General features: G+C 39.3%; 14 protein-coding genes. 1 reads left to right on the top strand and 13 read right to left on the bottom strand.

Features of this window, described 5'->3' with window-relative positions; all coding sequences use genetic code 11:
- Positions 1–82: 82 nt before the first annotated feature.
- Positions 83–985: a helix-turn-helix transcriptional regulator gene (locus tag D9O48_RS00815; RefSeq protein WP_126969619.1), complete on the top strand. Its 903-nt coding sequence runs from the start codon at positions 83–85 to the stop codon at positions 983–985.
- Between the two features lie 32 nt (positions 986–1,017).
- Here D9O48_RS00815 and D9O48_RS00810 read toward each other — a convergent pair whose 3' ends face one another.
- From D9O48_RS00810 to D9O48_RS00750, 13 genes are all read right to left on the bottom strand, one after another.
- Positions 1,018–2,511 (bottom strand): malate:quinone oxidoreductase, encoded by a 1,494-nt coding sequence (locus D9O48_RS00810; protein ID WP_126969617.1) that lies wholly within the window; start codon positions 2,509–2,511, stop codon positions 1,018–1,020.
- Positions 2,512–2,818: 307 nt separating this feature from the next.
- Entirely contained in the window at positions 2,819–3,655 is an 837-nt protein-coding gene (tsf, locus tag D9O48_RS00805) for a translation elongation factor Ts (RefSeq protein WP_233589124.1), read from the bottom strand.
- 82 nt (positions 3,656–3,737) lie between these two features.
- Positions 3,738–4,643, bottom strand: a complete 906-nt coding sequence (rpsB, locus tag D9O48_RS00800; RefSeq protein WP_126969615.1) for a 30S ribosomal protein S2 — start codon at positions 4,641–4,643, stop codon at positions 3,738–3,740.
- Between the two features lie 74 nt (positions 4,644–4,717).
- Positions 4,718–5,107: a 30S ribosomal protein S9 gene (gene rpsI / locus D9O48_RS00795; protein ID WP_126969613.1), complete on the bottom strand. Its 390-nt coding sequence runs from the start codon at positions 5,105–5,107 to the stop codon at positions 4,718–4,720.
- A 12-nt stretch (positions 5,108–5,119) separates the two neighbouring features.
- Complete coding sequence (gene rplM, locus D9O48_RS00790; protein WP_126969611.1) at positions 5,120–5,563, bottom strand: 50S ribosomal protein L13; 444 nt, start codon at positions 5,561–5,563, stop codon at positions 5,120–5,122.
- Positions 5,564–5,853: 290 nt separating this feature from the next.
- Positions 5,854–7,317: a TlpA family protein disulfide reductase gene (locus tag D9O48_RS00785; RefSeq protein ID WP_126969609.1), complete on the bottom strand. Its 1,464-nt coding sequence runs from the start codon at positions 7,315–7,317 to the stop codon at positions 5,854–5,856.
- A 114-nt stretch (positions 7,318–7,431) separates the two neighbouring features.
- The gene (locus D9O48_RS00780) at positions 7,432–8,118 is read right to left on the bottom strand and encodes an NUDIX hydrolase (RefSeq protein WP_126969607.1); all 687 of its coding nucleotides are present in this window, start codon (positions 8,116–8,118) and stop codon (positions 7,432–7,434) included.
- A gap of 20 nt (positions 8,119–8,138) precedes the next feature.
- Positions 8,139–11,042, bottom strand: coding sequence for an alpha-amylase family glycosyl hydrolase (locus tag D9O48_RS00775; protein WP_126969605.1), 2,904 nt, complete (start codon positions 11,040–11,042; stop codon positions 8,139–8,141).
- 78 nt (positions 11,043–11,120) lie between these two features.
- Positions 11,121–12,857 (bottom strand): SusE domain-containing protein, encoded by a 1,737-nt coding sequence (locus tag D9O48_RS00770; protein ID WP_126969603.1) that lies wholly within the window; start codon positions 12,855–12,857, stop codon positions 11,121–11,123.
- A 28-nt stretch (positions 12,858–12,885) separates the two neighbouring features.
- Positions 12,886–13,647, bottom strand: a complete 762-nt coding sequence (locus tag D9O48_RS00765; RefSeq protein WP_126969601.1) for a hypothetical protein — start codon at positions 13,645–13,647, stop codon at positions 12,886–12,888.
- 16 nt (positions 13,648–13,663) lie between these two features.
- Entirely contained in the window at positions 13,664–14,167 is a 504-nt protein-coding gene (locus tag D9O48_RS00760) for a DUF5004 domain-containing protein (protein ID WP_126969599.1), read from the bottom strand.
- 20 nt (positions 14,168–14,187) lie between these two features.
- Positions 14,188–15,570: a RagB/SusD family nutrient uptake outer membrane protein gene (locus D9O48_RS00755; protein WP_126969596.1), complete on the bottom strand. Its 1,383-nt coding sequence runs from the start codon at positions 15,568–15,570 to the stop codon at positions 14,188–14,190.
- Between the two features lie 19 nt (positions 15,571–15,589).
- On the bottom strand, positions 15,590–18,649 hold the full coding sequence (locus D9O48_RS00750; protein WP_126969594.1) for a SusC/RagA family TonB-linked outer membrane protein: 3,060 nt from the start codon (positions 18,647–18,649) through the stop codon (positions 15,590–15,592).
- Between the last annotated feature and the right edge of the window lie 60 nt (positions 18,650–18,709).

Genomic DNA, 18,709 nt, shown 5'->3' with positions numbered 1-18,709 from the left:
TTCTGGAAATAAATTATCGTATCTCGGAAATAGTTCTTTTGATAATTAAAGATATTTGTGTAAATCAATTCTAACGTCATAAATGACTTTTGACATATACTCAAATCATCAGAAGCAAAAAAATCAATATCTGGAACCTGCCAGAGTGATTGATAATGATGCTTTCAAAATTGAGCATTATCATAACAAACATCATTATAAGATTCATATCCGGCATCAGACTCATAAAATTATCTTTATAATGTCATTACATGGTAATATTCAATATGCTTCACCATTGGAAGAATTGGTAGGAGCTATTGAAGACGGGCGTTTTAATCTGTTGTATTACCCTGCTAAAAATTTCGAATTAAAATTAAGTTCTACCGGCGGCGACATCGTATTGATACATTTTGACATTCATCATTGGCTTTCATGGCTTCCTAAAAATGATGACATGCGGGGTCTTATTCAGAATTCTATTCTGGGTAAAGCAGGAAATGCATTATACACAGGCAATCAGAATCTAACGGCAACGATCAGAAGTATTCTGCAGGATATACGACATTGCCAGTTCGACAATGCTTATCTCACTCAATATGTGAATGCTAAGGTATTGGAATTAATGGTGACTATTTTACAACCAATTCCATTACAAAAGCCTAAAGAAAACGATCTGCCTGAAGAAGAGATAGAGAGAATGTATAAAGCCAAAAGCATACTGACACAAAATATATCAGAGTCGTGTTCAATCATCAATTTAGCCCAGCAGGTAGGTACTAATGAATGTTACTTAAAAAGAAATTTCAAGAAAGTTTTCGGAGATACCGTTTATCAGTTTTTACTAAGTGAGCGAATGGAAAAAGCGCGGGAATTAATTATTCACAGTGACAAGAAAATATCTCTGATAGCTAAAATGATCGGTTATAAAAACGCTTCACATTTCAGCGTTGCTTATAGAAAACATTTTGGAAGGCTTCCAAACCAGGAGAGAGGAATTCAGTAGTTCCTCTCTCTGATTTTATAAATACAATACCATTAAATTTCAAGTAATCGGGCAGTTCTTTCTCTGGAGTTTTTCGTTGCCACTACATCGTTAGCAATCGGAACTTTGTAAGAAGTAATCATTTCACTCAGTTTTGTTTGCCATTCTTTAGTTTGCATTTTTTCAGCGAAACATTTTTTCAGCAGGTCGAGCATAATGGATACAGCTGTAGAAGCGCCCGGAGATGCCCCTAATAATGCAGCAACAGAACCATCGGCAGCACTCACCACTTCTGTACCGAATTCTAATACACCACCTGCAGCTTCATCACGTTTAATAACCTGCACACGCTGGCCGGCTACTGCCAGATCCCAATCTTTTAATTGAGCTTCAGGGAAATATTCTTTTAATGCCTCTAACCGGTCATTTGCACTTTGGCGAACCTGTTCAATCAGATATTTTGTTAAAGGTATATTGTGGATACCGGCCATTACCATCGGTTTGATATTACTCAGTTTGATAGAAGCCGGAAGGTCCCAATAAGAACCGTTTTTCAAAAACTTAGTAGAGAAGCCGGCATAAGGACCGAATAGTAATGATTTTTTACCATCAATCACACGCGTATCCAGATGCGGTACACTCATTGGAGGTGCACCTACAGAAGCTTTTCCATATACTTTAGCCTGATGCTTTTCAATAATCTCAGGATTATTACAGATCAACCATTGACCGCTTACCGGAAAACCGCCATAGCCTTTACTTTCAGGAATACCTGATTTTTCAAGAAGCGGAAGTGACCCTCCACCTGCACCGATGAAAACGAATTTTGTTTTCACGGTGAATTTTTCACCGGTAGTAAGGTTTTTTACTTTTATTCTCCAATACGTATCTTCAGATTGTTGTAAGTCTAACACATCATGAGCGAGCCCCAGTTCAACATTGGGCAAATCAAAAAGATAGCGGAATAGTTTACGTGAAAGAGCACCGAAGTTAACATCGGTTCCGATATCCATTTTGGTAGCAGCCACTTTTTCTTTCTCATCTCTTCCTTCCATTACCAGCGGCATCCATTCTTTTAGAGTAGCCGGATCGGTAGAGAAAGTCATTCCGTGGAATAAAGGATATTCTACCAGTCCGTCAAAACGTTTTTTCAGGAAGTCAACGTTTTGTTCACCTTTTACAAAGCTGATATGGGGAACAGTGCGGATAAAATCCTGTGGATTTCTGATAGAACCTTTTTCAATTAAGTAAGACCAGAATTCGCGTGACTGTTCGAATTGTTCAGCAATTTTAATAGCTTTCTTCACTTCTACCGAACCGTCAGCTTTTTCAGGAGTGTAATTTAATTCGCAGAATGCGGAGTGTCCTGTGCCGGCATTATTCCAGGCGTCTGTACTTTCCTGCGCTACGGTGTGTAAGCGTTCCAGTACCAGAATTTTTAAGTCGGGTTGAAGTTCTTTCAACATGACGCCCAATGTAGCGCTCATTATTCCAGCACCTATCAGTACCACATCTGGTTGCTTTTCCTTCTTAGAAGATTTACTCATGATTATGCATTAAGAGATATTCATTGTAGGCAGCAATCTCGGAATGAGCACAGGGTAAAGATCATCCAAATGACCAACTTTCACTCAGCTTCCACTGATCTATCTACATTCACTTCAAAGTTACGAAGGAAATGAATGTATGTTCAGTAAAGAGTCGTTAATTTTTGTAATGAATTTATCATAAAATTCAAAAACTGTATTATCGGATGATCTCTAAGAAAGAAGCGTAACGCTTCTTCTGAATAAAATAAAAAACCCTTTCTGCAATTTTTGCAGAAAGGGTCTTATATGTTAAGACTGTCAGGGATTATCCTAAAGCAACACGTTTGAAGCTAACGATTTTCGCATCAGCATTGATTGACTTTAAGTAATCAGCTACAGTTTTAGAAGCGTCTTTAACGAAAGATTGGTTCACTAAAGTAGACTCTTTAAAGAAAGCATTTAATTTACCATCAGCAATTTTAGAAACCATTTCGTCTGGTTTACCAGCCATTTTAGGGTCAGCTTTAATTTGCTCGGTAATTACAGCTCTTTCACGTTCTACAACAGTAGCATCAACAGAAGACTCATCAACTGCAACCGGATTCATAGCAGCTACCTGCATTGCGATGTCTTTACCACCTTCACCAACATTGCCAGTGAAACCAACAAGAACACCGATACGGTTTGCACCGTGAATGTAAGAAGCTACGTAGTCTGCATCGATTCTTTCTAATTTAGTAATACCGATTTTTTCTCCGATAGAAGCTAATTTATCGTTTACTAAGTCAGCAACTTTAGCACCGTTAACAGTAACGTTATTTAATTCGTCGATAGAGCTAACATTGTTAGCGATTGCAGCATCAGCAATTGATTGAGCAAAAGCAACGAAATCAGCATTTTTAGATACGAAGTCAGTTTCGCAAGAAACACAAACTGCAATACCAACTTTATTGTCGGCAGTTGTTTGAGCGATTACTACACCTTCTTTAGCTTCGCGGTCTCCACGTAAAGCGGCAACTTTTGCACCTTTTTTACGTAACCAGTCGATAGCGGCTTCGAAATCACCGTTATTTTCAGTTAATGCTTTGCGGCAGTCCATCATACCGGCACCAGTCATCTGGCGCAATTTATTGATATCAGCAGCTGTAATAGCAACAGACATAATTGAAGTTTTGAAAAGTTGAACAATAAGCGAAATGAATTTTATCACTTCGCCCTAACACACAATAAAGAGGTTTCGGGAATTATCTTCCACCTCCTGGTCTGCGGTTACCGCCACCACCGCCTTGAGGACGACGTTTAGCAGGACCACCACCACTGTTATTGTTATTATTACCACCACGAGCTTTACCTCTTCCTGATCTTCCGCCTTCAGCTTCAGCTTCAGCTTGTAAACGCGCAGCTTTCTTTTCTTTTTCATCATCCGCAACGTCGTCAACATCTTCTTCTTTCGCAGCCTGACGCTCAGCTAAACCTTCTGCAATAGCAGCAGTGATATACTGAGTAACGATAGCGATAGATTTAGTAGCATCGTCGTTTGAAGGAATAGAGAAATCAACTTTATTAGGATCACAGTTTGTATCCACCATACCGAAGGTAGTAATACCTAAACGTTTAGCTTCAGCTAATGCGATGTGCTCGTGACCGATATCAACAATAAATAAAGCAGCGGGTACACGTCCTAATTGTGCGATACCACCTAATACTTTATCCATTTTATCGCGGTCGCGACCTAATGTTAAACGCTCTTTTTTAGTTAAAGAATCTGCAGCGCCATCAGCCAATAATTTGTCGATGCTTTGCATTTTCTTTACGCTTTTACGAACAGTGTTGAAGTTGGTTAACATACCACCTAACCAACGTTCTGTAGCGTAAGGCATACCTACTTTTTGCGCACATTCAGTAACGATTTCTTTCGCCTGCTTTTTGGTAGCAACGAACATGATCTTTTTACCAGAACGAGCGATTTGTTTCAAAGCAGCTGCTGCTTCTTCCAAAGCCTCAGTTGTTTTGTTTAAATCGATGATGTGAATACCTTTTTTCTCAGCGAAAATGTAAGGTAACATCTTCGGATTCCACTTCTTACGCAAGTGACCAAAGTGTACACCTGCATCCAATAATTGCTGTTGCAATGAAGTGTTATTTTCCATTTTATATGAGTTGAAAATATGTTGTTTGAAATATTGTTCCAAAGTTTAAATAGCCATATAACAGCCGGCAACAATTAACGTTTGCTGAACTGGTAGCTTTTACGAGCTTTCTTATGACCAAATTTCTTACGCTCAACAGAACGTGGATCACGTTTCAATACGCCAGCAGCTTTTAAAGCAGGACGGAACTCAGGGTTGATATCAACCAAAGCACGACCGATACCTAATTTAGCAGCTTCTGCCTGACCTTTAACACCACCACCAGCAGCATTGATCTTCACATCATATTTATCTAAAGACTCAACCGCTTTTAATGGTAATTCAACTTGGTTCTGTAAGTATATTAAAGAAAAATACTCTTTATAATCTTTGTCGTTAACCGTGATTTTACCGTTACCTTTTGATACAAATACCCGGGTAACAGCTTCTTTACGACGGCCAACAGCATTTTTTTGCTTTTCCATGTATTATAACAATTAGAAAGTTAAAGGTTGTGGTTTTTGTGCTGTATGTTCGTGTTGATCACCTGCATACACGAATAATTTTTTGTACACCTTTCTACCTAAACGGTTTTTAGGTAACATCCCTTTTACAGCTCTTTCGATTACTACTTCAGGGCGACGTTTCAATAAATCTTTCGCAATTTCTCCTTTTTGACCACCCGGATAACCAGAGAATGTCAAATACTCTTTCTGATCCATTTTGTTTCCAGTGAAAACAACTTTATCAGCATTGATAACGATCACATAATCTCCGCAATCAACATGTGGCGAATAATATGCTTTGTTCTTACCACGAAGAACTGCAGCAATTTTAGCACACATGCGTCCCACGGTTTGATTGGTACCGTCCACAACGTACCAGTTGCGTTTTACGGTAGCCGCATTCGCATGTTTGGTAGTGAAATGTAGTTTACTCATCTTATTTCAATTTTTTGATTAACCTCCGCCAACCCGGAGGATGGTTTTGAGTTCGCAAAGGTCCTACTTCTCTCGCGATATAACAAAGTTTTTGACAACTATTTTTAAGCACCCTTTACAACTACTTGATTTTCAATAAAATTTTTGACATTTCTTAATTTTTGTACGATTTTACTGATTTTTTAAGTACAAAAGCACTGATTTTATGATCGAAATCGCTCTTCATTTAACAAAAAATGGTTCAAACACAGTTGTTTGAACCATTCAGCAATTAAGGAATTCTGATAATATTATTTTCCGAGCTCATTTTTCAATATTTTTTCCAACTCCTCCTTCTGACTCGGTGCCGGCGCGTCCATTGTCACGATTTTTCCTTCTTTATCAATAATTACAAACCGGGGAATCGTATTTGCCGCATAAGCACCCTGCACCTTTCCGTCAGTAGCATAGAGCTGTAACCATTCCGGTTGATCCTCATCCAGCGCTTTCCGCCACTCTTTTTCACCGTCAGAAACCGCAATACTGATAATCTCTATACGCTTATCCTCTTTATACTTTTTATACAGCTCTTTAAGATGGGGAGTCTCCAACCTGCAGGGCACACACCAGCTCGCCCAAAAATCTATATATACGACCTTTCCTTTGAAATCTGTAAGCGTATATTCTTTCTTATCATCACTCACTACTGTAAAAGCAGGAGCAGGGTTGCCCGACATAGTGGCTATTAACTCTTTTTCTTTTTCGTCAAATGTCTTTTTAATATCCAGCCTGAAGTCTTCATTATTAATCATATCAATGTATGGCTGTACACGTTCTCTCAATTCATCAAGTTTTCCAACAGAAGTTACATATGGTACATTGTTTTTAGACATCTGATGTAAGCGATATTCTTTCATTTCTCCGGTTAATAACCGGCTAACCAGATTAGCCTGGTAGTTTTTTTCCTTTACGAGATTGCTATCCTTCCTTATATCCAGCGCCCTCTGGTAACTAAAATACATAGAGATAACCGTTCTGAACTCATTTGATTCAAGGTTGGCAATGTCAGAGAAATTTGTAAATAAAGTTTTATCTATATATTTATTTACAAACGCCACCGATTCTTCATAACTAAATTTTGCGTCTGTAACCGCCATTAATAAATAATAAAGATTGCGGTAACGATTATCCTGTTTTACCATCTTTCCAAAATATTTAAAATAGGCATCGTTTGCAGGTGCTTTTTTATCAAAGATGGTTGCTGCCAGGGAGTCATCTGTTATTTTTCTTTTTTCAGCGAATGCAGCCAGCTGACCGGCAGGCAATTCCCAATACTTTGTACTATCAGCAAGTGCAAGGTATGTTTGAGACATTAATATTTTATATTGATTGGCGGCAGCTCCGGTACCTGTTATTTTAGTGGTTTTAATACTTGTCGGAAAATCGGTAAAGTCAGCTGTAATCGTTAAATCATATCCGGGAGCAAGATAAAGGTCATTTATCTGCGTACGGTTCTGTTGAATACTGGTACGCTGCGGGCGTTTTATTTTCCAGGTTTTGAGATAGAAGTTTCCATCTGCATCCAGCTTCAGTGTATCTATTTCGTACTCACCACTAAAATCATTCAAAAAAAATACTCTCAGCATTGATTCGGTGGAGTTGGTAATTTGCCCTTGTAATATCAATGGCTTATCGGAAGGTTGAGCAGAAAGATGGGCTGTTACAGCGATACAGAAAATACACGGTAAAACAAATCTGGAAAGGGTTTGAAACATAAATAGACTGTATTTAGAACGTAAAGGCTTATCCTTAAAAGATACGATTTTTTTTGCAAAAAACCAAATAAGAAGGCCCGAATCGGATTGATTCAGGCCTTGTGATAAATATGTTTAATGTTGTTCTTCTTCTTTAAAACGATAGAGTTTCCCCGGGCGGTGCGGCACATCCTGTTCCAGTTCATTCACATCTTCCAGCCATTTCATAAGGAAAATCTTTTTGCGGAAATTTCTTCTATCCACCTTTTGCCCCATGATTGATTCAAATAAACTTTGTAACTCACGAAGTGAGAATTTTTCAGGAAGCAGGTTAAACACCACCGGGTGTTCATAAATTTTTTCTCTCAGCTGAGCTAAACATTTATTCAAAATCTGTAAGTGGTCGAAAGCCAGGCTTTGAATATCTTTTACCGAATGCCAGTGTAATTCATTATTCGACAACTGCAATTCGTGATCTCTGATATTTACCAGAGAAAAATATGCTGTAGTAACCACTCTGCCGGCAGGGTGGCGATTCAACTGGCCGAAAGTATACACTTGTTCAAGATAAACATTTTCAAGACCGGTACGATCTACCAGAACACGGTAAGAAGCTTCATCCAGGTCTTCATCCACGCGCACCAGATCACCTAAAAGAGACCATTGTCCTTCATACTCTTCCAGGTCAGATTTAATGAGTAAGACTTTGAGCTCATTGTCTTCAAAGCCTAATATTACACAGTCTACAGATAACGCTATCTGGAAGAACTCACTGTTTTCAGCTCTGAGCGCACGTATCGTTTTTTGTAAAGCTGTTGCCATATCTATTTTATTACTGCAGATTATTGCTGCACCATAATTTTTTCAGTATAAGTTTTATTCCCCAGTTGCATTCTTACAAAATACAAACCATTTGCAAGTGTGCGGGTTCCCTGAACGTCTTTTAATTGAATGCGGTACTTTCCGGCAGTTCTATAGCCATTTAAAACATCCAGCACTCTTTGTCCGTTCATATTGTATACCGATATATTAATATCAGTATGGAAAGGTAGTTCAAATTCCAATATACCGGAAGAACTAATTGGATTCGGATAAGCTTTTAAGCTGATTTTCTGATCAGGCGTTACCCATTCTTCCACCGGTGTGGTAGGGGCTTCTTTTAGATTTTTATTAGTATAAATTCTGTACTCTCCCGGTGCCAGTGAAAAGCTTTGCGCTCCTCCGGTTGACTGGAAAGTGGTGTTATTCATATAACTATAAAAAGTGCCCTGTGCCGGAAAGGTTACAGCACCAGACTGGTTGGTAACAGCAAAGTTTCCGATAATGACAATTTGCAAAGAATCATTCGTAATTTTCATCCACTTTACAGCACCGTCTAATTTAGATTCGATATTACCTTCTACAAACAGATCACGATAAGAAGCATGCTGGCGCAATGCAAAGAAATGAGCAAACTTACTGTACAGATCCCGTCTTGGTGCAGATCTGGCAAAGTCAGCCCAGGGCATTGGTTTTGGAGCGGTTCTGCAATCATTATTAATGCTGCCGTCTTCACATCTGTTAATATGATGCGCATATCCCTGCTCACCGAATTGCCAGATCATTTTCGGACCCGGAATCATTGAAAAGAACGCAGCTGACAACTCTACACGTTTCAAAGCTGTAGCTGTATCTTTTGTATTGTACGAACCAGCTGCATTTCCGTAATTAACAGTTTCCCACATAATACGGTTTTCATCATGGCTCTCCATATAAGAAACCAGATGCGGTTGCTGGAAACCTCTTTTACTATGTATTGCCCAATCAAAATTTGACTGATCCAGCCAGCCCATGGTTGCTTCTTTAAAATTATGGTACATGTTACCCCAAAGCATCATACCATAGTTGGCCAGTTCCACTTCTTCAGAATTCTCAGATAAATGCTCCAGAATAACATATGAGCCCGGAGTGATTGCCTGTATCTCATCATAGTAATGTTTCCATATCGCAATTCTCGAAGCATCATACAAACTCCAGTCATTCACTTCACCTCCCGTATCACAATTGCCGGTAGTACAGGTATTTCTCTGGGTGAACCCTTTTGACAAATCAAACCTGAATCCGTCAATATTATATTCCTTCAACCAATATTCTACTACTCTTTTAAAGAAGTATTGTGTGGCCGGAGATTCATGATTCATATCAAAACCTACATTGAACGGGTGAGTAGCGGTCTGATTGAACCATGGACTATTTGCAGCAGGTTGATTTAAAGTTGAATTCCAGTACATCTGTACCATTGGGGATAATCCGAAATGGTGATTTAAAACCATATCAATCACCACGGCAATACCGTTACTATGGCACAAGTCAATAAATTCTTTTAACTTTTGTGAAGTACCATAATATTTATCAGCTGCGAAGAAGTAATCAGGATTATAACCCCAACTGATATTGCCTTCAAACTCATTTACCGGCATCAGCTCAATGGTATTAATACCCAGTCGTTTGAAATACTGAATAGAATCCATTAGAATCTGCCAGTTATGTTTTTCATGCCAGTCACGAACCAATAGTTCGTACACCACCAATGACCTTTTATCGGGACGTTGAAAATTCGGCACCTGCCAGTTATAAGCCGGTTGTTTATATTCCAGTACACTAACAATGCCTGAGCGTCCGGCAGGATAAGCTTTCATATTCGGATAAGTAGCTGCCGGAATATACTGATCGTTCCACGGATCTAATATCAATGTTGCATACGGATCAGCAATAGTTTGATTATGATCGATCAGAAACTGGTAAGCATATTTTTGATTGGTTGTTAAACCGCCTATTGTAAGCCAGAAATAATTTCCGTCTGGTGTTTTATGAAACGGATGAGAAAAATCGTTCCATGCATTGAACTCTCCTACCAGGTTAACAGTATTCTTGCCAGGTGCATACAATACAAAAGTAACGGAATCGCCTTTGTAGTTAATTCCGTCTTGTACATTGGCAGGTAACGGGGCAACCACCTGATCACCATTTACAAAAAAGTTGTAAATCAGTTCCTTTTCATTGTTAGTACTATTATTTTTTGCAACAAAGCGAAGTATCTGTTCACCATCTCCCGTAAAAGTAGCTGATACGGATGCAGTAGCGGCAGAAGAAGAACTTAATGTAAGCGGTTGATTGTTTAAGAAGGCAGTAAACGTAGCAGCTGCATTCGTTTCTACTGCAAACTGATAGGTTTCACCGATATCATATCTTCTGCTGACAATCGACGGAGTGAATAAAGGTTCATATCCCGGAACGGTTGACCTGATAATAAAATCAGAAGGATTATACAACTGCACAAACATATCAGAAGCGTCAGCATTTCTCTGTACAATATTTCCATTTCCGCTTCTCAACAGAATAGCAACTTTCAAAATCTGTTCAGCTTCCGGTACATTAAAAAAAGTTCTTACGTTAGGAATAGCGAAAGAATAAATGCCATTACCCTCATGGGTAGCCCTCGCCGCCGCATTGGTGGTGCCCCATGCATATGGAGCATATTTCCATGCACCGGGGCTATTATCAGCACTGGTAATTACACCAATATGAACATACACATCACTGGTATTGGAATAATTGGCCAATCCCTGGTTTCCCAATTTAGTATCTATTGTAATAGTAAGAGCTCCATCCTGAGCAGGGAAAGCGGGTGTCGTTTTAACTAATTGAGCCCATGAGTAAAAGGTAATACTCATTAAAGTGATCAAAAAGGTAAATGTCCTGAACATAAGCCAAAATTTTAGTACTGAAAAAAACACAACAAGCCTTATAGGGATAAGGCTTGTTGATGATACTTGCTGGTATTATTATAAAGGCGTTATAGAATATGCTAATGTATACTCATTAAACTGAATTTGCCATGAACCTGCCCCGATTGAAATATTATCGTTACTGTTAAACAGCGCTACATTTGCTGTAGAAGAAGCACCGTAGTTAATACTCCAGTCGTCTGTTGCACAGAATTTAAATATTTCTGCAGCAGTTACAGTAACAGAACCTTTCCAGATGCCATTTCCTTCATAATTCATAGAAATAGCATTACCGAAGTCCCATCCTCCGAAAGCACCGCCACCTCGCATTTTCATTTGATAGGCAGTAATCTGATATTTCAGTTGCTGTACATTCGAGCCATCGAAAACAACTTTGTTTACTCCGGTGTTTACTAATTTAAGGTTTTCGCCGGGCTCTACCAATAAACCGTCAGCATTACCTCTTCCGTAATAACGCGGCTGATAAGGCAGGCCGCTATCCCATCCGCCACCTTCGTGCAGCTTGAACTCTTTTCCTTCCTCTCCTGAAACAAGAATGGTGAACGAATTATTACCGGTATACATACCGAATAACGGACTATTTACATTCCAATCCTGACCAGGAACATCTCCTACGATACCTACCTGTTTTTGTTGGATATAGTAAATATTGTTTTCAATATCGATTGTTACACGATAAATACCGGGAGTTGATATTTCTATATCAGGATTTCCAACATTATAACCGGTTTCAACGCCGCCGTTAGGCGCAGCTATTCCCGTATTACCATATCCGGAACCCCAATCTCCCGCCTTAGCAAAGAATTTGAACTTAGCTGGTTCAGCACCTACCTGAATATAAGAGTAGAATACCTTCGCAAAATTTCGTTTATCAAGAATCATCTTGATTCCTTCATTGATATTCCATCCGTTCAGTGTTCCTACGAGGAACATATTTACTTCTCTGTTTAAAGCCAGCTCATTGTCATACTGAGCTTTTAAAACGAATTCTCCTGTTTTAGCTTCAACACTCCAGTTAAAATGTAATACGGCCCCTGCATCGGTATAACCTGCGTCAGTGAGCGCATTAGCCAGGTCTTCGTGAGAAATGGCAAACAAAGTATCTGTACCGTTTTGGTTAGATTCAAATCTGAATGGATCTCTTCCTTCTTCGGTTGGCGTTAATACTACTGTATATTTTACAGCAGGAGAACCGGCAGAAGGTACTGATTTCGTCCAGTTAAATTTTAATGAATCAGCACTTGAAACGGGGTTCAGTGTAATAGTTTCAGCAGATGAAGCCGGTGATAGTAAAATAAATCCGGTTGTTCCGTCTTTCGCTGTAGTAATATCTATCGGACGTAATTCTGTAAAAACATCCGTCGTTCCGTTCGATGCTTTCACTGCCCATCTGAAATTTTTCAATCCTCCAAGCGTCATTCCTTTTTCAGCAAGAAGATTGGCCAGACTCTGGTGAGTAAAAGTCTTTTTAGGGTCTTTACCTTCATTATCTGCCAATACGGTCAGATAAGGGTTTTCGAGGGTAGTATTATCATCAACGAATACAACTGAGTAAACAGGAGCTGCGTTAACACCAGGTTTGGCAGCTGTCCAGCTGAACTCAATGGTTTCTGCAGGAGTTGCAGGATTCAGTAACAGGTGTGAACTTACAGCAGGGCTAGCTAATTGAAACGCGCCCAATGCTTCTCCGGTTACTGTGGTATCGAAGTCTGTTTTTTTACAAGCCCCCAACATAAAGAGGATAGAAAAGGCCAGTAAATAATATTTTTTCATAACAATTTCTTTATGGCAATGAATGATGTTATTTTAATTTCGTAAGCACAACTTCCTCAAAATCTGTCAACACCTCTACTACTTCGTTGTTTGAGTTTACAATTGTTCCTTTAAATCTATATCTGAACTTCGCCGGTGTATTTCCAGTGAAAGAATAGTTAGGTTTAAAAGATGCTCTCCAGGTAGTAGTATTTTCTTTACGCAGATTAATTTCAACTGACGCAGGCGTTAATTCATTATCATTCTCATCATAAGCAACAATAACTGCTTTGGTAGGTGTCATTCTTTGTTCGTTGAGAATAGTTGCCAGGTCTTGATGAAAATAAACAGACACCACATCATTATATCCTACTTTGGCCGGGAACACTCTCATTTTAGAAGGAATAAATTCAATGGGATCAAATTTAACCGGAGCAATATCACAGCTCTGTACATTACCTGTTTTAGTTTTTACCAGAAACTGCATCTGCGTTAACTGTCCGGGAGATTTCTGATACCAGACAACTCCAGATCCGGTAATTGTAAAAATATTACCAGACACGTGTGTTAGCTTAGCATCTTCAGGAGAATTATCCCAGGCTGTATTAAAATAAGCATCTCCTGCATTTGACCATGACCACAAATATAAGTCGGTTAGCCCTGCAACAGGAGTACCTGTAACGTCAATGGTTAGTGTAAACTGATCTTCAGCGGTAAAAGAAGATGGAGAAAAGCTATAAGTAAGCGCACATTGTGACCAAGCCGTTACCGACAGAATCAGTGCGAAAGATATAGTGATTAATTTTTTCATTGTTGTTGATTTGAGATTAGTGTACAAATTCATAATCGTAACGAATCAATTCTTTATTTGTTTCTTCATCTTTTTTAATCACACTGATGATAAGTGTATTATGATTTACACTATTCGGATAACTTCCGATTGTAAGTGTAGCTGAATCATTGTTATTAATCAGATAAATAACACTTGGAGCATTTATATCATCAACACCCCAGGTACCATTCTCAAAATCAAATAAATCTAATCCACTGGCATTTCCTGTAGCAAAGCTACCGGGAGCCCCGTTAGAAAATGCTAATGAAAAGGTCACATCCTGATAAGGAAGCACATCGGTTATATCTAAAGTTTTATAAGGAAACCCTTTTTCTACTGCGTTGATATCAGACTGTGTTACTTTTCTTAATTTCCATTGACCGGTAATACTTTCAACCGGCTTAACAGCATCTCCTATTTCTTTAAATGCATCAGGTCTGCAACCGGTTATTAAAAATCCGATTGTTAGTATATATAGGAATAGTTTTTTTGCTTTCATAATAATAGTTTTTGAGGTGATTAATTACATCCTCCTTCCTGATTCATTACAAATGGTGTGTAAGCAGCTTTTTCTCCTTGCGGAAATTGCAAAATCATTCCCGGGCAATTCCATGGAGCACCTCTGCCATCAATGCTGGTTCCGGTAAGAGAGCCTATTCTCTTTATCTCATACAATCTATCGCCCTCTCCGATCATTTCATACTGACGTTCTCTTCTTGTTGCATTAATAACAGTTGCTGCCGGTGTGTTAGGTGCCAGGTTCATTCCTGTTCCTCCGTAAGCACGTGTCATGATCTCATTAATATCTTCTATTGCTGTAGCCAATGCAGTTCCACCTACACGCGCACCAGCTTCGGCACGAATCAGCTTCATCTCTACCAGTCCGATAACCGGTAAATCAAAAAAGTTACCATTAAACTTTGTAAGCACATTGTAACCTGCTACTAAACTATTACTCGTCCAGGCAGCACCTCTCACACTGCCTCCTGAATTCATTGCGTTATACAAAACATTGCTGAAATAGAATCTTGACTGCGGGTTAAACCCGATATCCGATCTGTATCTTCCTCTGAACTCACCACCTGGTTCAAAGGCACCTGAAATGTTTTTAAATCCGAAAATAATTTCAGTCGATCCGTCTAAAGAATATTTACTTTCATAATCTGCATCTAACTGGTAAACCGGATTATCAATTACTTCACTGGCATAATTAAACGCATCCTGAGCACGGTGTTGTGTAAAGTAAACTTTTGCCAGTAATGCACGGGCTGCATCTTTATTGGCAAATCCCATTTCAGTAGTTGCATTCAGTAATTGAATCGCTGATAAAAGATCATTTTCAATCTGTGCATACACCTGAGCTACAGTACTTCTTTGGCCTGGATTCAAATTAGATTCGGTCATAAGCACCACTCCATAATGAGAATTGTCAGAAGTATACCCCCATGGTTGAGCCCAAAGGTTTACCAAAGTATAATGTGCTAATGCTCTGATAAACTTAGCCTGACCTTCAATATGATCTCTTGTAGTAGTAGCTACATCTATCGATTGTAGTGCTCTGTTGGCATTATTAATGATTGAATAGATCTGATCGTAAGTACCATTTTTGTAATCGCCGAAAATGGATGTTTTTCTTCCGAAAATTTCACCATCATCTCCTGTAAACAAAACGCCGATTGCCTGATCAGCCATCAGATCAGCAATCCATTGAATTTTACCACCGGCGATATTCATAGCATAGTTATTATAACAGCCATTCAACAAAGCCTGTAATTCAAAATCACTTTTAATGGTTGTATCCGCCAGCTCCAGATTCTCCGGTGCTCTGTCGAGGAACTTTTCACAACTGGTTATACTGAATGTGAACCAGCTTATTATTGATATATATAATATTTTTTTCATCTTGCCTCAGTTTTAAACATTAGAAGTTTACGTTAAGACCAAACACTACCGACTTTTGCTGTGGAGTCGTTAAGTAAGTAATATTAGGGCTCATGTTACGATCGGTAACATTTTCAAAATCACGTGCAATCTCAGGATCCCCGCCAGGGTATTTAGAGAAAGTCAGCAAGTTCATCCCTGTAACAAAAACGCGCAGGTTTTTCAACTTGAGTTTTTCTAAAGATCTTACAGGAAGATTGTATGCAAGAGTGATTTCACGTAAACGCAAGTAAGATGCGTCGTACAGGAATAATGTACTATTATACTGCCACTCAGAACTTAATCCGTCATAAGTTCCGGTATTCATAGTAGGGCGTGGAAATCTGGTTTCATCACCCGGTTCGCGCCAGCGATCTAACAAATCTCTTCTGATATTCCAGTCGGTAATAATACCAGCCTGACGTTTTCCTGAACCGTCGTATAAATTACCACCGATGGTAAATGCCCACAAAGAAGTAAATTCAAATCCTTTATAACGAAGGTTATGATTAACCGCTCCAACATAATCAGGAATTACAGAACCTACCGGCATACGATGATCTAAGCTGAAGGTTTTGGTAAGTTTTCCCTGATTGTCGTACCAGATTGGTAAACCATCTGCAGGATCTACTCCATAATATCTGGCGATATAGTTGGTACCGATAGGATAGCCTTCTGCTACACGGGTATCATTAGATCCGCCACCTGCAGCATCAGGATTTAATCCTCCTAAAGATTTCAATTCGTTATAGTTCTTCGCAATATTACCACCGATCGACAAAGTGAGGTCTTTTTTCTGAATCAGGTTATAGTTAACACTTAATTCAACACCCATATTTACAATCCGGGATCCGTCAATATTTCTCATCTGAGTAGTAAAACCAGAAGAAGGTTGTACGCCTGAGTTCAGTAATAAGTCTGTGGTATTTTTATGATAGAATGCTACTTCACCGGTTAATCTGTTATTGAATAATCCGAATTCAACAGCCGCGTCAAAGTTGGTAGTTTCTTCCCATTTTAAATCAGGGTTACCTGCTGTTGACAGATATAAAGTTCTTAACCCATTATAGTTAGCACCCCACGACACTCCACTGAAATACTGTCCGCTCGCAATGTTAGAGTTACCCGTTAAACCATAGCTGGTTCTGAATTTCAGGTAATCAACCCACAACATATCCTGCATAAAGTTTTCTTCGGAGATCGTCCATCCAAAACTAACAGTAGGGAATACACCATACTTATTATTAGGGCCGAATTTTGAAGAACCGTCTCTACGGATAGATGCCTGGAAGGCGTAACGGTCTTTCAACATATAGTTCACACGTGCAAACACACTCACGAAAGTTTCCGGTGCACCTGAAGCCGTCCATCTTCTATTTCCTGCATTTACTGCAGAATCAAGTGCTTCTTTATATAAGTCTTTATGTTTATAGAAAGGCTCGTCAATAAATCGTTGAACACCAAAACCGTTCAGAAATTTTTTCTCCTGCCACTCGGTACCGATCAGGAAGTTGAAGCGATTGTCATCGTTCAGATCCCACTGATAATTTGCAGTAGCATTTGTTAACCAGTTTTCACCTCTTAAAGCGCTTCTTGCGGCACGGCCGGTACCATCGGTACGTCCTTCTTCAATCGCTGAAGCCCAATAATCATCATATCCGGTCAGATAATCATAAGAACCGTTTACCGTAATGAAAAGATTATCGATTACTTCATATCTCAGGTTCAATCCGGCAATTAACTTATTGTCAGTATTTCTCCAGATCGTTTCTTCCATTCTTTTTACCGGATTAGCACCGCCGATAAACCAGGTTCCATCATCATTTTTAATAGGATAAATCGGTAATGCCGTAGACATTGCTTCTCCTAAACCTCCTGCCCATGCAGCCGGTACTCTTTTATTTAAACCTGTTGCGTATGATAAGTTTAATGTTGCCTTAAAACGATCAGTAATATTGAAATCTGTATTCGAACGAACGCTTAAACGCGTATAACTGTTCTTCTTAATGTAAGATTCATTATGAGAATAGGCTACACCTAAATAAGTTTTAGCAAACTTGTTACCGGCTGTAACACTGAGGCTATGGTCATTTACTAATCCTGTATGTGTTAATTCTTTCCACCAATCCGTGTTGGTTTGTCTTGCTTTATCCCAGGTCATTGTACCCGGCAAAGGAGCCAGGCCGGTATTACCGTCATTCTCCCATGCTTCCTGACGAATCTGAAGCCATTCTTCCGCATTCAGAAAATCAGGACGGTTAGCATATGTTACAAAACCAATTTTATTATTATAGTTGAAACGAGGCTTGCCTGATTTACCTTTTTTAGTAGTTACCAGAATCACACCGTTTGAACCTCTTGAACCGTAAATACCCGTTGCAGCAGCATCTTTTAAGATCTCTACACTTTCAATATCATTCGGGTTAATAGTTGCCAATGGGTTCAGGTTCATACCACCGCCGTTACCACGCAAAAAGTTGTCAGCAATAATAGGGATACCATCAATCACATATAAAGGGTCGCCTCCTGCAGAGATGGAAGCAATACCGCGGATTCTGATTACAGAGCCCGATCCGGCTAAACCACTACCCTGAATTACCTGTACACCAGGTGCTTTACCTTGTAAAGCAGCTTCAAAGCTGGGTGTAACAATCGAGTTCAGCTTGTCAGAACTTACTTTAGCAATCGCACCGGTTACTTCACGTCTTCTTTGTGTACCGTAACCGACAACTACTACTTCATTTAAATCGGAAGCAGCCGGTTGCATTCTGATGACCAATTGAGAAGACGTCGCTACCGCAAAAGTTTGCGTCGCAAAGTTAACCGCCGTTACTTCAATAGTTTTTGCTGTTTCCGGAACTGTAATAGAAAATTTACCCTCTTCATTTGTAGACACTCCCAGGTTGGAGCCTTTTACCATTACTGTAGCTCCTGCAAGCGGAGTTTCATCGCGGGAGTCAACGACCACCCCGGTAATGGTCTTATTTTGCGCAAGAGAGAAGATAGGAATAGCTAGTAACATCCATGTTACCAGACCCACAAACATTCGTTTTGGCATCATAAAACAAGCTTTCGTTTTTTATAATGTGTATTAAATACACACAAATATAATGTGTAATTT

It is taken from the genome of Gynurincola endophyticus (genome assembly GCF_003991195.1).
Taxonomy (GTDB): Bacteria; Bacteroidota; Bacteroidia; order Chitinophagales; family Chitinophagaceae; genus Gynurincola; species Gynurincola endophyticus.
The sequence above is the reverse complement of the archived record's forward strand: the minus strand, read 5'-3'. Positions and strand labels throughout refer to the sequence as shown.

Coding starts and splice junctions, on each gene's coding strand:
- D9O48_RS00775 (WP_126969605.1), bottom strand. CDS start 11,042: ATGTTCAGGACATTTACCTTTTTGATCACTTTAATGAGTATTACCTTT.
- rplM (WP_126969611.1), bottom strand. CDS start 5,563: ATGAGTAAACTACATTTCACTACCAAACATGCGAATGCGGCTACCGTA.
- D9O48_RS00750 (WP_126969594.1), bottom strand. CDS start 18,649: ATGATGCCAAAACGAATGTTTGTGGGTCTGGTAACATGGATGTTACTA.
- D9O48_RS00770 (WP_126969603.1), bottom strand. CDS start 12,857: ATGAAAAAATATTATTTACTGGCCTTTTCTATCCTCTTTATGTTGGGG.
- D9O48_RS00810 (WP_126969617.1), bottom strand. CDS start 2,511: ATGAGTAAATCTTCTAAGAAGGAAAAGCAACCAGATGTGGTACTGATA.
- rpsI (WP_126969613.1), bottom strand. CDS start 5,107: ATGGAAAAGCAAAAAAATGCTGTTGGCCGTCGTAAAGAAGCTGTTACC.
- D9O48_RS00765 (WP_126969601.1), bottom strand. CDS start 13,647: ATGAAAAAATTAATCACTATATCTTTCGCACTGATTCTGTCGGTAACG.
- D9O48_RS00755 (WP_126969596.1), bottom strand. CDS start 15,570: ATGAAAAAAATATTATATATATCAATAATAAGCTGGTTCACATTCAGT.
- D9O48_RS00785 (WP_126969609.1), bottom strand. CDS start 7,317: ATGTTTCAAACCCTTTCCAGATTTGTTTTACCGTGTATTTTCTGTATC.
- rpsB (WP_126969615.1), bottom strand. CDS start 4,643: ATGGAAAATAACACTTCATTGCAACAGCAATTATTGGATGCAGGTGTA.
- D9O48_RS00780 (WP_126969607.1), bottom strand. CDS start 8,118: ATGGCAACAGCTTTACAAAAAACGATACGTGCGCTCAGAGCTGAAAAC.
- D9O48_RS00760 (WP_126969599.1), bottom strand. CDS start 14,167: ATGAAAGCAAAAAAACTATTCCTATATATACTAACAATCGGATTTTTA.
- tsf (WP_233589124.1), bottom strand. CDS start 3,655: ATGTCTGTTGCTATTACAGCTGCTGATATCAATAAATTGCGCCAGATG.
- D9O48_RS00815 (WP_126969619.1), top strand. CDS start 83: ATGACTTTTGACATATACTCAAATCATCAGAAGCAAAAAAATCAATAT.